The organism is Bacillus sp. 007/AIA-02/001 (assembly GCF_004634455.1).
Taxonomy (GTDB): Bacteria; Bacillota; Bacilli; order Bacillales; family Bacillaceae_G; genus Bacillus_A; species Bacillus_A cereus.
The window spans coordinates 414,928-431,688 of record NZ_SEIY01000001.1 but is presented as its reverse complement, the minus strand read 5'-3'; the positions used below and the strand labels follow the sequence as shown (position 1 = coordinate 431,688).

The following is a 16,761-nucleotide window of genomic DNA, read 5'->3' as shown; positions in this document are numbered from 1 at the left end:
CCATATTAAATTAAAGATTTACGTAGTGAAACACTTACTCCTTTTGGTACGTGTGCAACAATTTTTGCTCCTGGTTCGTTCACAGTAACCCATCCTAATCCAGAGAATACAACATCCGTTTTAGGTTCACGAATATTAAATTCGTATTTCACTAGCTCAGGCATATTTGCTAATTCTTCTGGCGTTGGTGGGCTTAATAAATCCCCGGCATGATTTTTATATAATTCATCTGCTTTCTCAAGCTTTGTACGATGGATTGTTAAGCGATTCGAGAAGTGACAAGTAAATGCACGACGACCACCACTTACATAATCAAAACGTGCCAATCCACTAAAGAATAACGTTTGTTCTTCATTTAATTGGAATACCATCGGCTTAATTTCTTTTGTTGGTGTAATAAGCTTTAAGCTTTGCTTTCCAACATAATGAGCCATTTGGTGGTGGTTAATAATACCTGGCGTATCATATAAAGAAGACTCTTCGTCCAATGGAATATCAATTAAATCCAGTGTTGTTCCTGGGAAATGAGATGTTGTAATTACATTTTCAGTCTCATCACTAAATTCTTTAATCATACGATTAATAAATGTCGATTTTCCTACATTCGTACATCCAACAACATAAACATCTTTGCCGCCGCGATAATACTCAATAGCATCTGCTAGTTCAGCAATTCCTTGTCCCTTCGCTGCACTAATTAAAAAGACATCTTCTGGTTTTAATCCTAGCTGCTTTGCACTATAGCGCATCCAATGTTTTACTTTATCATGTTTTACTGACTTTGGAATTAAATCAGCTTTATTTCCAACAAGTAATACTTTATTATTCCCTACGAAACGATGTAAGCCAGGTAACCAGCTACCATTAAAATCAAAAATATCTACAATTTTGACTACTAATGCATCTGATTTTCCAATTCCATTTAAAATGCGTAGGAAGTCATCATCTGTTAACGATACATCTTGAATTTCATTGTAATGCTTCAAGCGAAAACAACGTTGACAAATGACTTGTTCTTTCTCTAAAGATGAGGCAGGAGCATACCCCACTTCGTTTTTATTTTCTGTTTGAATTTCTACACCGCAACCAATACATTTAATTGTTTCAGTCAAACTTTATTCCTCCCAGTTAATTAAACCTTTTTTCTTCATATTTTTCATAATTCTTCGTTCAATTTTTCGATTAAAGCGCGTTACTAATCCGTCCGTTTGTGCTACCGGTACAACTAAAATTGTATGAAGGCCTACTCGGTTTCCACCAAGCACGTCAGTCAGTAACTGATCTCCAATTACTACAACTTCATCTGGCTGCAAACGCATCTCTTGTATCGCACGCTTAAATGCGCGAACAAATGGTTTACGTGCACTATGAATAAATGGAATACCTAATGGATCAGCAAAATCTTTCACACGTTGCTCATTATTATTTGAAACGACCGTTACTTGAATGCCTTGCTCTTTCATTTCCAAGAACCATTTTTCAAGTTGCGGCGTTGCATTGGGACGATCCCATTCAATTAAAGTGTTATCTAAGTCAGTAATAACGCCTTTAATCCCACGTTTTTTTAAATCTTCTGGTTGAACATGATATACATTTTTCACATATTCATTTGGTAAAAATAGTTTCAATTTCTTTCACCTCTTTGAGGATTTTTCATAAAATTTTTCGACAACATTTTTCGATATATAACCTGTGGATAAAATTGTACACATTTTCCACATTAATTTTGCAGTTAATTTGGAATTTACTAACAAACTATACACACTTTATCCACCTAGGTATGTGGATAACCACTCGTTTGTGACTGTCATATTTTTTTGGTACATTAAATGCATCAACGAATCAATCCTTATATTATTAGGAGGTGACTCACCTTGAAAACAAAACATATGGAACAGTTATCCACTGAGTTACTCACTGAGTCTTATTATAAAGCAAAAGAACTAAAATTAAATCCCGACTTCATTTTACTTATAAAACAAGAAATCATTAGACGCTCATTAGAGGACAAGCTTGTCAAATCATCTTGATTACATATAAAGTGAAAGTTTAATCAGCCCTTACCAATCAAACAGTTAAAGGATAAATTATTAGATGCCCTGTAAAAAGAGCCATCCTACGATGGCTCTCGAATAAACAAGTACTCCCATCTAGGGGATTTCATCATTAAGTATCTTTGCCCATAACTCTTACTTACGGTTATAAAAGCTTTTCTTTATTTATGAGCTAAGCGAGTAGCTATTTTTTCACCAAGACGAAGCTCTTGTCCACTCTTTAATTCCTGCACTACTTCTATCATATCTTTTTCAAACAATAACACAACTGTTGAACCAAATGTAAAGTATGCCATTTCTTCACCTTTTTGAACAGTGTCTCTCTCATGCAAAAGCTCAATACTATTAACAAACATAGCACCTACTTTTACAAGAGCCATATGCTCGCCATCACTGCTTACTTCTGTAACAGAACGATAATTTTTTGACAGTGGTTCTTTCCCGTATTCCATACCAGCTGCATTTACCGGATATGATTTTCTACCGAGTACAAATCTTTCAGTCACAGAACCAGAAAGCGGACTATGAATGCGATGATAATGACTTGGACTCAAATAAATTACCATATATGTACCGCCTGCATATCGCGTTGCACGTTCTTCATTACCTAGCATATCCACGATTGAATAGCGCTTTCCTTTAATATCAAATGTTTTTGTATCCTCAATAGGACCATGATCTGCAAAAACACCATCAACAGGACTAACGATACTCGATGCATCTGTATCAATACTACGCTTTCCTTCTTTTAGCTTACGCGTAAATAATTCATGCAATGTTCTATATTCCTTCAAACCCTTTTCCATCTCATCTTGATTAATTTGAAAAACTTTCGCGTACGATGGAATAATGATAGAGCTCAAACGAGATTGTGCAAATTTACGTAATATATAAGAAGTAAAGCGACCATTTGTAAGTTCTATCATAAGTCGATATAATGTACGTCGCAAATTGCGAAACCCCCTAATCAGTCTATAACTTTAGTTTTCCCTTCTTTTCTTTCTATATCATATGTAAAATTGGTTCTTATTCCCACATATCATATAAAGCAGCCTTATTATATATACAGAAAACTAAGTATGGTATTATTCTTAAATTATTTAGCACCTTCTAATATTACAGATAGAATCCGTCATTTTCAACAGTGAACGTGTATTTCTTCTTAGCATAACGCGTTTTCTTTTCTTATTTACAATAAAAAAAGCAGCCCATTTTAAATATGGCTGCTTCTAATACACTTTACTCTTTCGCTTTTTTCTCTTTCTCTGCCCTTACAAACTCGTGGAACATTTTCATTAAAGCACGCTTTTCAATCCGTGATACGTAGCTTCTAGAAATACCAAGCGCCTTAGCGATTTCCCGCTGTGTTTTCTCCTTATCTAGCCCAAGTCCAAAACGTTTCACAATCACTTCTTTTTCTCTTTCGTCTAAAATATCGATATACTCTTTAATTTTTTCTAACTCCATACTAAGCTGAATCATATCAATTACATCTTCAGACTCTGATTTTAATATATCAATAAGCGATATTTCATTGCCCTCTTTATCTTGCCCGATCGGATCATGAAGTGAAACATCTTTTTTCGTTTTCTTTAGTACACGTAAATGCATCAAAATTTCATTTTCAATACAGCGTGCTGCATACGTCGCAAGCTTCGTTCCCTTTCCTGCAGAATAGCTCTCGATCGCTTTAATGAGCCCGATTGTACCAATTGAAATTAAATCTTCTGCATCTTCTCCTGTGTTCTCAAATTTTTTAACGATATGAGCTACAAGCCGTAAATTATGTTCAATTAAAAGATTTCTCGCTTGAGCATCACCTTGCTCCATTAACTCTAAGTACTTTCTCTCATCATCTGATGATAACGGCTGCGGGAACGCATTGTTCTTCACATAAGAAACAAAGACAAACACTTCTCGAACCATATATCCAATTGCGGCGAATAGACTCAAACCTTTCACCTCCGCCAAAATAGTGGTCTTTATTATGTGTATGTGGGCGTGAGGTTGTTTGTGTCTGTACAGTTTATTTATAAAACTCAACACTTCTAACATTTAAAATATTTTATCGTTATATTATAATTAAATAAAATTGTTATTTATATATGAATATGCTATTAAAGGGGACACTATTCATGATTACATTAGAACGATTATTAAATGTAACAATTTATTTAGGGGTATTTTTACTTTTCATTTCGTTCATTACTTTTGTTATTAAAAGAGGGCCTGATTTATTATTTTTTCAATTTGGAATTTCTTTATTTTTTGGAGCTCAAATTATAACTGGAATAAAATTTTTTCATAACTATGGTTTCTCCTTTCACTCAAAACTAGAACTACTTATCTTTATTTTCTATGTAATTGGAATTATTACATGTATACTATTATTCTTTCACTTTCAAAATCCGTATCGAATTTTTTTATTAATCTGTAGTTGTTTATTTTTAACTGGATCCAATTATTACTTTAAAGAAACATTAAATTTTAGTAAAAAAATTCCAAAGCAAAACAAAACTTTTTTAAGTACACAAGATGACTCTTTTCCAAAAGAAGTTCGTAAATTTTCAGAGGATTACAACAACATAATAAGAAATGATTTTTATGAAATACCGATGATTCCTACTGAATTACAGATTACAAGCAAAAAAGATTCTTCCCATAGTACATCTTACTTAGTTGAACTTCATAATAGCGAAAATGAAATTACTGATGACTCTGTACAATTAACTCCATCAGACCGTTTTTATGTGCTGTTAAATAAACAAAAAACAAAAATATCAAAAATAGTATATGAAGGACAGAATTTTTTCACATTTACAGTCACACTAAAGGCTCTTAATTTACAGCAAGAACCAGAGATTCATAATATGTTTTTAGAAATAGATAAACGTAGAGCGATGAATCTTCTTAATTTTGAAATTAAAGCCCATACTAAAGAATGGAAAGTAATATTTAAAAGTGATAGTTCTTATTCCAATCTTCCTATCACATTTACTTTTGAAAAACGAACAGGCAAAGTATAAAAATAAAAAGAGTTATTTTCTTTGAAAAATAACTCTTTTATTTTACTTACTCCAAATCTTTCTCCCCGCTTGGGCATCAATATAACGAATTTCCCGCCTACAATTAAAAGGTTCTTTATGTTTTTCATCTGTCGTTTGTTTGTAAAGTAGTTTGTATTTCGTTTCCTCTGCATCATGATCTAAAAACCATTCTAATTTAACTCGGATAGCCTCTCTGTATATTTCTAACGCTTTTTCTTTAGTTACTTTTGGTGTTATTTCATATGTGAGCAATTCTTTTATAAAGTTGCTAGACTCCCCCGAGTAGTGCATAACAGCACCATTTTCTGCATTGATGTTAATCATAAATTGGTTATACTCTGCCGGAATATCATTTATATATACAGAAAAGATAAATCTTTCAATCCCATCTTCTGCTTCTTCACGTTCCTCCCAAAGACGCAGATATTGTGTGATATCTGGAATAACTCGTTCTAAAAATTGAAGTGCTCTTTGTAAACATTCCTCTCTAGACAGTATTTGCTTTACTTCTTTATCATCTGTCAGTTTTATAAAACCAGTTAATTCATTGGTTAATTTATCAATTGTAACGCTAACTAAATTATTATATTTCAACATCGGTAAATGCTTTTTAAAGAATTCATTCATTAAATATGGATTCTTTTCTTCTTTCTGTTTTTGTAATTCCTCTTTCGGAACAAATTTCATCCTTATTTCATCATCATTTTCTGTCTCATCTACTTTTGTAAAACCTTCTTTATTCCAGTCAAATAATTCGAATACTTCACCTCGTTCGTTACCTTTTTTCGATTTTTCAACAGCTACAGCCGAAGGCAATTTATAATGATCTGGTCCAAATAAATCTTTACCTGTACTTGCATCAATAAACGCATGACTAGGCTCTGGTTCATATACAAGATGGTACCCTTTTACTTCTTCCCCGTTTTCATACTCACATGAAGAGTATGTTAAATCTATAAATACAAGTCTCATATCTTGTCTAGCTTTCAAATTTTCTAAAACGATATTCTCCTCAACAATTTCACTTGGCCATAACGGTTTTTTCTCTATAGCTTTTTGTCCATTGTAATGAAAATGCACAACATTACCTGAAGAGTGCACTCGCACAACGCACCCTGTATTCGGCAATGGATAGCTATTCACTTCTTGCATATAATTTACTTCTTTCCAACCGCGCCTGTCGTCCTTAACCGTTACATATGTATAGAATTCATATCCTTCTTTTGTATATTTTTTCAAGAACGCATTTGCAATCTCTCTTGCCTTCTTCTCCTCTATCGCTTCCTTGCCACTTGAAAAAGGATTTTCATCATCTATCCTAAATTCAATTAAATTACCAGTATGTCTATTCAATGTAATTTGTATCGTTCTCTCCTGATCCCCTTTATGCTCCCACCATAATAGATGATACGGGTCATCAACCCCTTCTTGATCATCTACAACAAGACTATATTCATCTGGAATATTAATAATATGAGCCACTTGCTCTTTTCTTTCTTTATCTTTTTGATTCATCATACCGCTCCCTTTATTACAATTTAAGGTAATTATAACAAACAAAACCAAAGAACTATAAAAAAAGACTAGAGATATCTCTAGTCTTCTACTTCGTTTCACGATGTAACGTTACTCGCTTTAATCGTGGACAATATTTTTTTAATTCGATGCGTTCTGGATTGTTTCGTTTATTTTTTTTAGAAATGTAATTACGATCACCGCACTCCGTACAAGCTAATGTAATATTTACACGCATATTTAATTCTCCTTTCTTTCAAAAATCGCAACTAAAACGTAATGATTACGATTTATATATTATAAAACTTCATTCCATTTGTCAATTGCAAAAACAAGAAGATTCCATTTAGAATCCCCTTGTTTTTATAGTTAAATAAATTTTCTCCCGCATTAACGGGCAGTAAGACCCCCACTGATTAAAAGTTTCACTTTATTAAAACGATTCGTATGTAACAAACTCACTAATCGGCTTTCGATATCCTCGTAGGCGAGTTTTAGTCGTATCACTTTTTCCTATCGTAATCATTAAAACAGGTACTATATGCTCCGGCATATTTAATTCACTTTGTACTGCTTTTTCATCGAAACCAATCATTGGACATGTATCATAGCCATAATATTTAGCTGCGTACATAAAAGTCATCGCGCTTAACGAAGCATTTCTAATCGCTTCATCCTCCATGAAACGCTCTCCTTTTCCTTCATATAAACCTTTCGTTTGCCTAATTGTATCTTCATATTCACATTCATCAATCATTTTTAAAACTTTCATACCGAAGTAAATATTTTCAACATTTTGGTATGCTTTTTTATCACCACAAACGAGCACTACCGCTGATGCACTCGATACTTTATATTGACCGAAAGCTAATTCTTTTAATCTTTCTTTTCGCTCTTGATCACGAATTACAACATAATGTGTGTGCTGCAAATTATAGCAAGATGGAGAAAGCTTAGTTAACTCAAATATTTTTTTAAAATCCTCATCAGGGATTTCTATACCTTGTATAAATTTCATTGCAGAACGTCTAGCAATTGCTAATTCTTCAAAGTTCACCATATATCCTCCTCGATAACTGTAAATTTAAATATACATTAATTTATACAAATAGATAAATCAAATAAAAACACTTTAAATCCGAATAATAATTATGATTAACAGCAAAAAAGACAAAAAGCTGAAACAATTAGTTCATACGAAATTCACACGAATCTATTACTATAGAAACTGTACATAGTGAACTTATTAACAATCACGTTTATTTATATAAAATCTTACTCGAAAGGAGTTGAAAGTATGAAAACTAAATATCGCTTTATGATCTCATCATTTGCTGCTTGCGCTTATATGATTTGGTATTTAGTATAATAACGACCTCACTTGCAAATAGGAAAAGGTGTGTATATAAATGGAATATAATCAATCAACAGTTAACTACTGGAAAGCTTTTGTATTACCATATACATTTGCTTTAGAAGAGTTAAAAACTAAATTTGAAATTATGAACCGGGAAGCTCAATTTCTAGAGGATTACAACCCGTTTGAACATATAAAAACAAGACTAAAACAACCTGAAAGTATTATTAAAAAACTAGAGCGCAAAAGCTTATTACCAACAGTTGAAAATGCTCAAACACATTTACAAGATATTATTGGTATTCGTATTACATGTTGCTTCGTAGAAGATATCTATCATTTGAAAGAAGTCATTCAAAAACGCGAAGATATGGAAGTCATAGAAGTAAAAGATTATATCGCTAACCCAAAACGAAACGGATATAAAAGTTTACACATGATCATTAAATACCCTTTATCACTAAATTCTGGTACAAAAGATGTATTTGCAGAAATTCAGTTACGTACACTGGCAATGGACTTTTGGGCAAGTTTAGAACACAAACTTTATTATAAATATGAAGGAAAAATACCGGAGTATTTAAAAGATGAACTACATGATGCAGCAATGAAAGCTGAAGATCTGGATAATAAAATGGCCACAATTCGTCAAGATATTGATGATATTGAGGCATGTTCAAATCAAATTATGCTACCACTATAAAAAAAGGTTCTCGCCAATGAGAACCTTTTTTCTATCATTTTTGGGAAGTACGACTCCACACTTATTAAAGTTTCACGTTATTTTTTCTCTATTGTTCGAACCTCTTCAATCTTCCATTTACCCTCTTCTTTTCCAAGGGCATACTGTACTTTCTTTTGAAGAGTAATACTGTCGTCTACTTCCTTTTCTTTCGTTTCAACAATAACATACCCTACTTTACTAACATTCATATCTATATGTTCCAATTCAATTTTCTTATTTCCCTTTTGAAATGCGGCTTCTTTTTGTGTTTTTAAGTCTTCAGCACTAGGCATCTTCTTTGAAAATAACTCCATATGTTCTGCAAGATTTTTTTCATTGGTCGTTCGCACAAATGTATGAATAATATCTTGAATAGATTTCTCTTCTTCTTTTGTTATTTGTACCTTTTCCTCAGTTTTTTTAGTAGTAGATTTTTGTGCTACATTATTCTCTTCTTGTTGACATCCAACTAGTAATACTACAAATGCTAGAAGGAATCTTAATTTCGCAAATATTTTTTTCATATTTCCAACTCCTAAAAAGAAAAGCGAGGCAGTTCGCCTCACTTTCGCTCTTAATTAGCGTCTTCCTTTATTCGGATCACCACCGCCAACAATATCAAAGACACGTTTCGCTATATTTGTATTCTCTTGAACGCCAGAGAACAAGTATTTACCTGGACCAAATGCATACACGTTCACATCTTCCCCTGTATGTCCACCTGTTGTCCAGCCTGTAACCGAGCGCTTATTGAAAATATCTTCAATTGCATTATCAATCTTTGTTACATCTTTTGACGGAGCTATATCATTTACAGCTTGAATTTCTTCTGGAGTTAATTGTAAATCAATATACTTTTTCAATGTTTCTTCTACATTTGCACCTTTTGCAATCTCATTTGCCATAAAGTCTGGTGTGCGTTTTGCAGCTTTAATTGGATCTACTTTAAAGTTATACTCGCCATTGGCACCTAAAGATAAGCCACCAGTAGCGTGATCTGCCGTTGCAACAACTAACGTATTTTTATCTTTTTTCGCAAACTCAATCGCTGCTTTGAAAGCTTTTTCGAAGTCTTCCATTTCACTCATTGCACCAACAATATCATTATCATGTCCAGCCCAGTCGATTTGACTTCCTTCCACCATTAAGAAGAAACCATTTTTATTTTTGTTCAAACGCTCAATTGCTGCATTAGTCATTTCTTCTAATGAAGGTGTTTTCTCATTGCGGTCAATCATTTTATCTAATCCACCTGGTGCAAATAAACCAAGAATTTGATCATTTTTATCATTTAACAATTGATCTCGATCCGTTACATAGCTATAACCAGATTTCTTAAACTCTTCTGTAAGATTACGATCTTTTCTAACAAAGTTCTTTACGCCGCCGCCAAGCATAACATCTACCTTATGCTTCCCTTTAATTTTCTCATCAAAATAATCATTTGCAATTGCATCCATATTTTTACGGCTAATGTCATGCGCACCGAAAGCAGCTGGTGTTGCATGTGTAATTTCAGAAGTTGCAACGAGTCCCGTTGATTTCCCTTTTTCTTTCGCTTGCTCAAGAACTGTTTTCACTTCCGCTTTATCATTATCAACTGCAATTGCAGCATTATATGTTTTAATTCCTGCTGACATAGCTGTTGCTGCCGATGCAGAGTCTGTAATATTTTCATGTTCATCTTCTGGGTATGTTTTTTGTGTTCCTACAAGATGCTTATCAAATTCTGTAGATTCCATTTCAAAGGTTTTTGGATTATCTTTCATATAACGGTGAGCCGTCATATATGAAGGACCCATACCATCCCCAATTAATACGATAACATTTTTAATCTTTGCATTGCTTCCGTTCTCATCTGCATTAACCTCACTAGAACGAGTAAAATTCCATGTTGCTACCGAAGTAACTGCTAATGATGCCACAACTGCAAATGGCCATGCTTTTTTCACAAACTTTTTCACTGTCTTGTCCCCCTAATTAGGTTATTCATTTCCCACTATCAAATTTAATGGAAGACTATTAAGAGAAAATTAGCTGTATGTAAATTTTTTGTTAACTTATGTAAATATCAGTTATAATTTGTATAAGTTTGTCTTTTTGTATCAATCATTCCGCCCTTTACAATTTAAATATAAACAAGTTGGATTTCATTTAACGTAAATCTCTTTTTTTACATTTTGACTCTATGTTTATGAAAATAAATAGAAATGCGGTGAGCCTTTATGAAAATAGTAAAGCTAAATGAATCTTTTATTTTTGAATTACTTAATCTTTGCAAATCTGTTGGATGGTTACACGATGAAATTTTTATGAAAAAACAATTCGAAATGTATCTTTCTATCGGCACACTTGTAGGTTACATTCATGAAAACAAACTCATTGCGACTGGAGGAGTATTTCCCTTTACAAGTAACTTCGCTTCCATTGGTATGTTAATCGTTCACCCTAATTTTCAAGGACGCGGAATAGGGCGCATGTTGCTAAATCATTGCTTGGAACAAATTCATCCAAAACAACCCATTGCACTTATTGCGACAAAAGCTGGCGAACCTCTATACACATCATGCGGATTTCAAACAGCAACAACGATTCATCGTTTTGAAAAGCAAACTATTAAGACGTACCCTTCTCACTTACAACAAGTACAAGAAGAAGACCTTATATCTGTTACTTCTCTGGATCAAATTGCAACTGGTATGAATCGTTCTCTACTTTACTCTTTGCTATTACCAAGGGCCGTACACTCTTTTAAAATTGAAAGAAATAACTGTATAGAAGCTTTTTCATTATGCATACAAAAGGGCAATATATTATGTATCAATCCACTTATCGCCAAGCAAGAAGAAGATGCTATCCAATTATTAAAAAAGATATGTGAATGTTGGAATGGTATAGTACGAATTGATGTTCCACACTCACAATTTACATTTCGTCAATTTCTTCAAACAGAAAATTTCCAAGAAACGCTCCTTTCACCTCTTATGATAAAAAATGGTAGCCAACTTCCTGGAAATCGTAATATGCTATTTGCTATGATAGATACAGCGTTATGTTAGAAAGGAGACACCTAATTGAAGCGATTTAGCTATTTTATGGTAGGTTGTCTTACTCTTACACTATTAGTAGGATGTAGTGCAGCAGAAAAGCCAGTAGAACAAGTAAAACAAGTTAAAAATACAATTACAGCGAAACTAGCTACCGAGGAAAAAATGGTAGAAATAGATGGTCAAACCATTTACTTTAAAAAGATTGGTAATGAAAAACCACCTTTACTTATGATTCATGGCTTTGGAGGGTCATCAGATGGTTTTCAAAAGATTTACTCCGATTTAGCAAAAGATCATACAATTATTTCTGTAGATGCTTTAGGATTCGGGCGCTCATCTAAGCCAATGGATTTTTATTATTCTTTTCCAACTCATGCAAATTTGTATTATAAATTAATGAAAAAACTAGGGTATGATTCATTCGCAATACTGGGGCATTCCATGGGGGGAGAAATTTCTCTAAATTTAACATATTTATATCCTGAAGCAGTTACTCACCTTATTTTAACTGATGCTACAGGTGGCCCTCATACATTCGTTAATAAACAAGGCTCACCAAAACCACAATTGTCGACTGATTTAAATGCCGTTTCTTCTATTACAGATTATGATGAAAGCAAAGTGAAATTCAAACGTAATGATGAAGAGCATTATAATAAAATGAAATTATGGCCTAGACGTCTTAAAATTAATGCAAATGAAATAAAACAGCCAACTTTAATTATATGGGGCAGAAATGATAGTAGCGTTTCCTGGAAAGAAGGAGAAACGTATCATCAATTCTTAAAAAATAGCACTTTACATATTATTGAAAAAGGTTATCATGCACCATTTCGCCAAGAACCACAAGAATTTGTCGGGTATGTAAAAGATTTCTTTAAGAACAATCCGATTAAAGTTGAAAAATAACATAAACGGGTATCTCAAAATGAGATACCCGTTTTCATATATTAAGCAGCTTGCTTTTGGCGTTTTGGAGTTTTTGATCCTAATACTTTCGGGATAACGAAGCCATCCATTCCAAATTTCCCAGCGTTCATACCGGAAACAAGAACAAACATAGATAAGATAACCATCTCAGGGTTCACACCAATTGACCCACTAAACATATAGGAAAAGTTCATTACAAGACCAAAAAAGACCGCTGTTTTTGTTAAACAGCCTACAATTAAACCAATTCCGACTAAAATTTCTCCCCATGTTACAAGTGTATTAAACAAATCTACATTTGGAATTGCAAATTCTTGTAAGAATGATGCCCACCAAGATTGAACAGCCGGTTGTGCACCTTTAGATTTTTCAATTGCCCCTTGCAAATAACCTGTTGCATCGAATCCTTTTCCTTGTAGTTTACCGATTCCAGCCATTAACCATGTGTAACCAAGATATACTCGAATTACTGCTAATGCAAAAGAAACTGCTTTGTTTTCTCTTAAAAATTGAATAACCATATCTTCCTCCTAAAGTTGTAATTAAGTTAGTTACAGATAATATAATAACATTAGTTACTTATTTTTCAAACGTTAATTATGAATAATCTGTGACATGCGTATGAAACATTAAAAACTAACGTTTATATAGTAACTTTTATTACCTGTAAAAACTTGAACATATCATACCACAAGTGATAACCATTTTCATTGAAAAAAATGTAAAAAAAATGTGAGTTAAATGTGAAACACGTTTATTCGAATATAGAATAAACGTGTTTCACACTAATTATAGAATCGAAATGTATGTGTCTCCTCATCAATTAAACTCGCTTCTTGAAACGCTTCTTCTAACGTTTTCCCATGGTTAATAACCCCATAAAATAAGCGTATAGTAAACATAAGTGCTGCATTTCCATCTACATAATCAATCGATCCAATATATGATTTCGCACCACTATGTAAAAAAGATTTTGCTAGATTTTGCTCCCCTAACGTACACCCGCTATTTACAATATGTGTATTATGCAATTTTGCATATTTATAAATTTCTTCTGTACCAAAATACCCTCTCGGTTCATCTTGTTCATATACTTCTTCGCCTAACTCTTCCATGACAAACTTCCCTTCTTCACCATGAAAGCAAAAAATAATATAATTAATATTGTTAAATAAGTTCTTTCCAGAAAGAACTTCCACAAAATCTTTCGGTCTACCAATCCAATATGTCACAACCCTTGCACCAAAATATTCAAGAGATGCTCGAATTGATTGCGCTTCTAAATCCGAATTAAAACCAACTACTAATGCAATATTCAACATACAACCCCCATCCTATAATCAGCCCTTATCAATCAGAATTTTATGGGATAAATCCATTTCATATATGCCCGTTTCTTTCAAAAAATCTGATCTAGTTAAAACGACTTTCTGTAAATATTGCCTATATGCTGTAATTGTTCCATCGTGAGATACAATGCAAATTCTTTCAGCACCCAGTTCATAACACCAAAGAAGAAATTCATCTACTATTTGCTGAAAACTATTCTCTGAAATAGTGTTTATACCTTCCTTCCATAACTGATTATTTGAGCTTTTCTCTATCGAAAAATGCGGAAATAACTTTGTTATCATTCCCTGATCTACTATATAATCGCACGGTAATGTTTTCGCTCCTTCTCGATAAGGAAAAATACGTGGGGATACATATGGATGGACTAGTTTTTGACAAGCAACTTTCGCACTCCATATTGTCGCCGTTTGCAAAGTTCTAAGTGTAGGACTAACAATTAATATATCCGCTTCTTGTAATGATATATCACGTTGAAGTAATTTAGCTTGAGCCTTTCCTACTCTCGTCAATGGTGGGTCAAACACTTGTAAACTTTCTGGTAAATCCGTTGTATGTTCACCTTCACCATGCCGAACAAAAACGATTTTCATATTCAGCCTCCTCTTACTATAAAATCCTCACACATATTTCTTCCCTATTGCATTCTTTATTCCTGCTGTATAAAAACCGATATGTAAAAAACATTTGACACTAATCTTTGTAAAATATTACAATATTACATGTAAAATACTTTTTACACCGAAAGGAGAATTACATATATGAAATGGATAATTGTCTTTATTGGAATGATTGTATGGGGATATATAAACGGCTTCTTTAGTAGTGATCAAACTGCTAATCCCTGGATTACAGATGATGAACGTGAAACAAAAATTAAACAAAAAGCAATTACGGCAAGCTGGTCCGGTGTTTTTATGTTTTGTACCATTAGCCTCTTAAATAAATGGTTAGGTTTAAGCACAAACGATAAATCACCGTACTTACCAGACCCTATCGCAGCTATTTTAAAGGAAAATGTAGAGTTACAAGTTTTACTCATGCTATTTGTTATGTATGGAATATTTTACTTACATTATCGAAGAAAATTAAGTGCCTAACTTCTAACTCATGATTATCCTCCTAAATGGTTATAGTAATTAGGACGAAATGAAAGGAGCGATAGAAAAATGAGTAACTCGAATGAATTTTTAGATACACTACATGAAAAACAAGCAAAAGATGAACAAAATAGAAAGCGCCAAGGGAACGGAAACCCAGCGAAAAAAAAGCCAAATAAAACGCATAAATAACAATAAAAAACTGCCTAAAATGATCTTTTAGGCAGTTTTTTATTGTTATTTCACCGAGATGACATTTTCCCAATTCCATTTCTCATAATACCACGCTGGTACATCTATATTTTCAATCCACTTCTTTTCCTGTTTCCCATCTTTATGAGCAAGCCATACATCCGCTTTCTTACGGTCTGAACGTATCCAAATTAATTGATTACTCTTCTTCATGAAGATCGGGTGGTAATCCCCTTGCTTGTTCTTTTTCTTTGTGATTTGATGCTGTGCATTACTTGTACTATCGACCTCATACAAAGATGGTAGTGGCCTTTTTTCTGGTGGAGTTTCTATCCCTGCCTCCTTTGCTCGTGAAACGATAATTACTCTATCGTTCTTCCATACAAAATCCCAATCAACATATCCTTTCGGCGTAAATATGTTCTGCTGAAGTGCTGGCAATTCCTTTACTTTTAAATGCTTATTTTCTAATGCAACTCTTCCGCTCCCTTCAATATAAGCTAATATATTTTTTGATGGTGCCCATTGAAACCATTGTGCGTTTAGTAACATTTGATCTACTTTTTCAAACCGACTGCCATCTGCACGAACTAAGCAAAGCGTATTACTATCAGCTGACCATGAAGCTGTCGGTACTGCTAAAAATGAAATCCACTTTTGATCTGGTGACCACTTAAAGCCACTTGCTACTAGGGCTAGGAAATCATCATGTTCATTTGGCAATGCATACAAATGCTTCATTTTGTGAGGATTCATATGTGCATCTTTTTGCACTTCATATAGCTGAGCCCCTGTCCATCCTGTTGGAAGTAAGTGCGCTTCAGAGGATACAAGAAAGTTCTTTCCATCGGGGTACCATGCATAATCCCCTACACCAGCCGATACATTTTCAAAATCTGCATTCTTTTTTTCTACATCAAATGTATTTAATGTACCTGTAAATATAAATGCAATTATATTTTCTGTTGGTGACCATTGATAATTCGATGCTTCTGAGTGAAACGGCGTAACTTTCTTTCCATCTTTCAGCCGATATAACTCAAGAATATTTTGTTTCTTCCCTTTTACATATGCCAGCCATTCTCCATCATGTGACCACTTTGGCCCTGTTATGTTCTCTCCTTTTGTAAGTTGTTTTTCTTTCCCCTCAACTTTAATCCAAAGGTTATGATGACGAATAAAAGCAACTTTCACACTATTATTTTCTGCGCTAGTAATAGTGATAGAACACAAAAACATAAACAACACTACACTACCACTTACTATTAGCCTTTTCATACCATCACTCCATTTCCCTCATAGCATTCCTCACTTTCTTCCTACAATATGTGAAAAATATCGATTCGACATAATCAGAAAAAATTTCCCAAGAAATTTTCAATTCATAGAGGATTGGTATGAATTATGTCGAAAGTATAGTTTAGCCAACATTTATATTTATA

General features: G+C 33.5%; 20 protein-coding genes. 7 read left to right on the top strand and 13 right to left on the bottom strand.

What is annotated here, in order from left to right:
• Positions 1-5: 5 nt before the first annotated feature.
• Together yqeH and ES895_RS02270 are read right to left on the bottom strand one after the other, a co-directional pair.
• The gene (yqeH, locus tag ES895_RS02275) at positions 6-1,112 is read right to left on the bottom strand and encodes a ribosome biogenesis GTPase YqeH (RefSeq protein ID WP_000140799.1); all 1,107 of its coding nucleotides are present in this window, start codon (positions 1,110-1,112) and stop codon (positions 6-8) included.
• A gap of 3 nt (positions 1,113-1,115) precedes the next feature.
• Positions 1,116-1,628, bottom strand: a complete 513-nt coding sequence (locus ES895_RS02270; RefSeq protein ID WP_000765314.1) for a YqeG family HAD IIIA-type phosphatase — start codon at positions 1,626-1,628, stop codon at positions 1,116-1,118.
• A 246-nt stretch (positions 1,629-1,874) separates the two neighbouring features.
• Between ES895_RS02270 and sda the strand changes: the two genes are divergently transcribed.
• Positions 1,875-2,030: a sporulation histidine kinase inhibitor Sda gene (gene sda, locus ES895_RS02265; protein WP_000850094.1), complete on the top strand. Its 156-nt coding sequence runs from the start codon at positions 1,875-1,877 to the stop codon at positions 2,028-2,030.
• A gap of 185 nt (positions 2,031-2,215) precedes the next feature.
• Here sda and ES895_RS02260 read toward each other — a convergent pair whose 3' ends face one another.
• Positions 2,216-3,004, bottom strand: a complete 789-nt coding sequence (locus ES895_RS02260) for a phosphatidylserine decarboxylase (protein WP_001255000.1) — start codon at positions 3,002-3,004, stop codon at positions 2,216-2,218.
• A 289-nt stretch (positions 3,005-3,293) separates the two neighbouring features.
• Positions 3,294-4,007: an RNA polymerase sporulation sigma factor SigK gene (gene sigK / locus ES895_RS02255; RefSeq protein WP_000051382.1), complete on the bottom strand. Its 714-nt coding sequence runs from the start codon at positions 4,005-4,007 to the stop codon at positions 3,294-3,296.
• A gap of 152 nt (positions 4,008-4,159) precedes the next feature.
• On the opposite strand from sigK, the gene ES895_RS02250 reads away from it, so the two are divergent.
• Complete coding sequence (locus ES895_RS02250; protein ID WP_003285365.1) at positions 4,160-5,080, top strand: hypothetical protein; 921 nt, start codon at positions 4,160-4,162, stop codon at positions 5,078-5,080.
• Positions 5,081-5,122: 42 nt separating this feature from the next.
• Here the strand turns inward: ES895_RS02250 and ES895_RS02245 are convergent, their stop codons facing one another.
• The 3 genes from ES895_RS02245 to ES895_RS02235 form a co-directional block, all read right to left on the bottom strand.
• Positions 5,123-6,616: a YcdB/YcdC domain-containing protein gene (locus ES895_RS02245; protein ID WP_087967299.1), complete on the bottom strand. Its 1,494-nt coding sequence runs from the start codon at positions 6,614-6,616 to the stop codon at positions 5,123-5,125.
• Positions 6,617-6,704: 88 nt separating this feature from the next.
• On the bottom strand, positions 6,705-6,854 hold the full coding sequence (rpmG, locus tag ES895_RS02240; RefSeq protein ID WP_001265617.1) for a 50S ribosomal protein L33: 150 nt from the start codon (positions 6,852-6,854) through the stop codon (positions 6,705-6,707).
• A gap of 195 nt (positions 6,855-7,049) precedes the next feature.
• Positions 7,050-7,676, bottom strand: a complete 627-nt coding sequence (locus tag ES895_RS02235) for a nitroreductase family protein (protein WP_135238150.1) — start codon at positions 7,674-7,676, stop codon at positions 7,050-7,052.
• Between the two features lie 349 nt (positions 7,677-8,025).
• Here ES895_RS02235 and ES895_RS02230 point away from each other — a divergent pair, with 349 nt between their 5' ends.
• Positions 8,026-8,676 carry a GTP pyrophosphokinase gene (locus ES895_RS02230; RefSeq protein WP_000456230.1) on the top strand — a complete coding sequence of 217 codons (651 nt, stop codon included), beginning with the start codon at positions 8,026-8,028 and terminating at the stop codon, positions 8,674-8,676.
• A 77-nt stretch (positions 8,677-8,753) separates the two neighbouring features.
• Here ES895_RS02230 and ES895_RS02225 read toward each other — a convergent pair whose 3' ends face one another.
• Positions 8,754-9,221, bottom strand: a complete 468-nt coding sequence (locus tag ES895_RS02225; protein WP_000717903.1) for a hypothetical protein — start codon at positions 9,219-9,221, stop codon at positions 8,754-8,756.
• 54 nt (positions 9,222-9,275) lie between these two features.
• The gene (locus ES895_RS02220) at positions 9,276-10,661 is read right to left on the bottom strand and encodes an alkaline phosphatase (RefSeq protein WP_000714912.1); all 1,386 of its coding nucleotides are present in this window, start codon (positions 10,659-10,661) and stop codon (positions 9,276-9,278) included.
• A gap of 261 nt (positions 10,662-10,922) precedes the next feature.
• Here ES895_RS02220 and ES895_RS02215 point away from each other — a divergent pair, with 261 nt between their 5' ends.
• Together ES895_RS02215 and ES895_RS02210 are read left to right on the top strand one after the other, a co-directional pair.
• Positions 10,923-11,756 carry a GNAT family N-acetyltransferase gene (locus ES895_RS02215; protein ID WP_000706696.1) on the top strand — a complete coding sequence of 278 codons (834 nt, stop codon included), beginning with the start codon at positions 10,923-10,925 and terminating at the stop codon, positions 11,754-11,756.
• 15 nt (positions 11,757-11,771) lie between these two features.
• The gene (locus ES895_RS02210; RefSeq protein ID WP_000819810.1) at positions 11,772-12,656 is read left to right on the top strand and encodes an alpha/beta fold hydrolase; all 885 of its coding nucleotides are present in this window, start codon (positions 11,772-11,774) and stop codon (positions 12,654-12,656) included.
• 41 nt (positions 12,657-12,697) lie between these two features.
• Here ES895_RS02210 and ES895_RS02205 read toward each other — a convergent pair whose 3' ends face one another.
• The 3 genes from ES895_RS02205 to ES895_RS02195 all read right to left on the bottom strand — a co-directional run bounded on the left by ES895_RS02205 (position 12,698) and on the right by ES895_RS02195 (position 14,620).
• Positions 12,698-13,198, bottom strand: coding sequence for a DoxX family protein (locus ES895_RS02205; protein WP_000236592.1), 501 nt, complete (start codon positions 13,196-13,198; stop codon positions 12,698-12,700).
• 264 nt (positions 13,199-13,462) lie between these two features.
• Positions 13,463-13,999, bottom strand: coding sequence for a hypothetical protein (locus tag ES895_RS02200; protein WP_000931929.1), 537 nt, complete (start codon positions 13,997-13,999; stop codon positions 13,463-13,465).
• 18 nt (positions 14,000-14,017) lie between these two features.
• Positions 14,018-14,620, bottom strand: coding sequence for a histidine phosphatase family protein (locus ES895_RS02195; protein WP_000706246.1), 603 nt, complete (start codon positions 14,618-14,620; stop codon positions 14,018-14,020).
• Between the two features lie 168 nt (positions 14,621-14,788).
• On the opposite strand from ES895_RS02195, the gene ES895_RS02190 reads away from it, so the two are divergent.
• Entirely contained in the window at positions 14,789-15,127 is a 339-nt protein-coding gene (locus ES895_RS02190) for a hypothetical protein (RefSeq protein WP_000871153.1), read from the top strand.
• A gap of 69 nt (positions 15,128-15,196) precedes the next feature.
• Positions 15,197-15,319 carry a DUF4023 domain-containing protein gene (locus tag ES895_RS02185; RefSeq protein WP_000071866.1) on the top strand — a complete coding sequence of 41 codons (123 nt, stop codon included), beginning with the start codon at positions 15,197-15,199 and terminating at the stop codon, positions 15,317-15,319.
• A 45-nt stretch (positions 15,320-15,364) separates the two neighbouring features.
• On the opposite strand, the gene ES895_RS02180 is transcribed toward ES895_RS02185, so the two are convergent.
• Positions 15,365-16,597 carry a TolB family protein gene (locus ES895_RS02180; RefSeq protein ID WP_000825724.1) on the bottom strand — a complete coding sequence of 411 codons (1,233 nt, stop codon included), beginning with the start codon at positions 16,595-16,597 and terminating at the stop codon, positions 15,365-15,367.
• Positions 16,598-16,761: the final 164 nt, after the last annotated feature.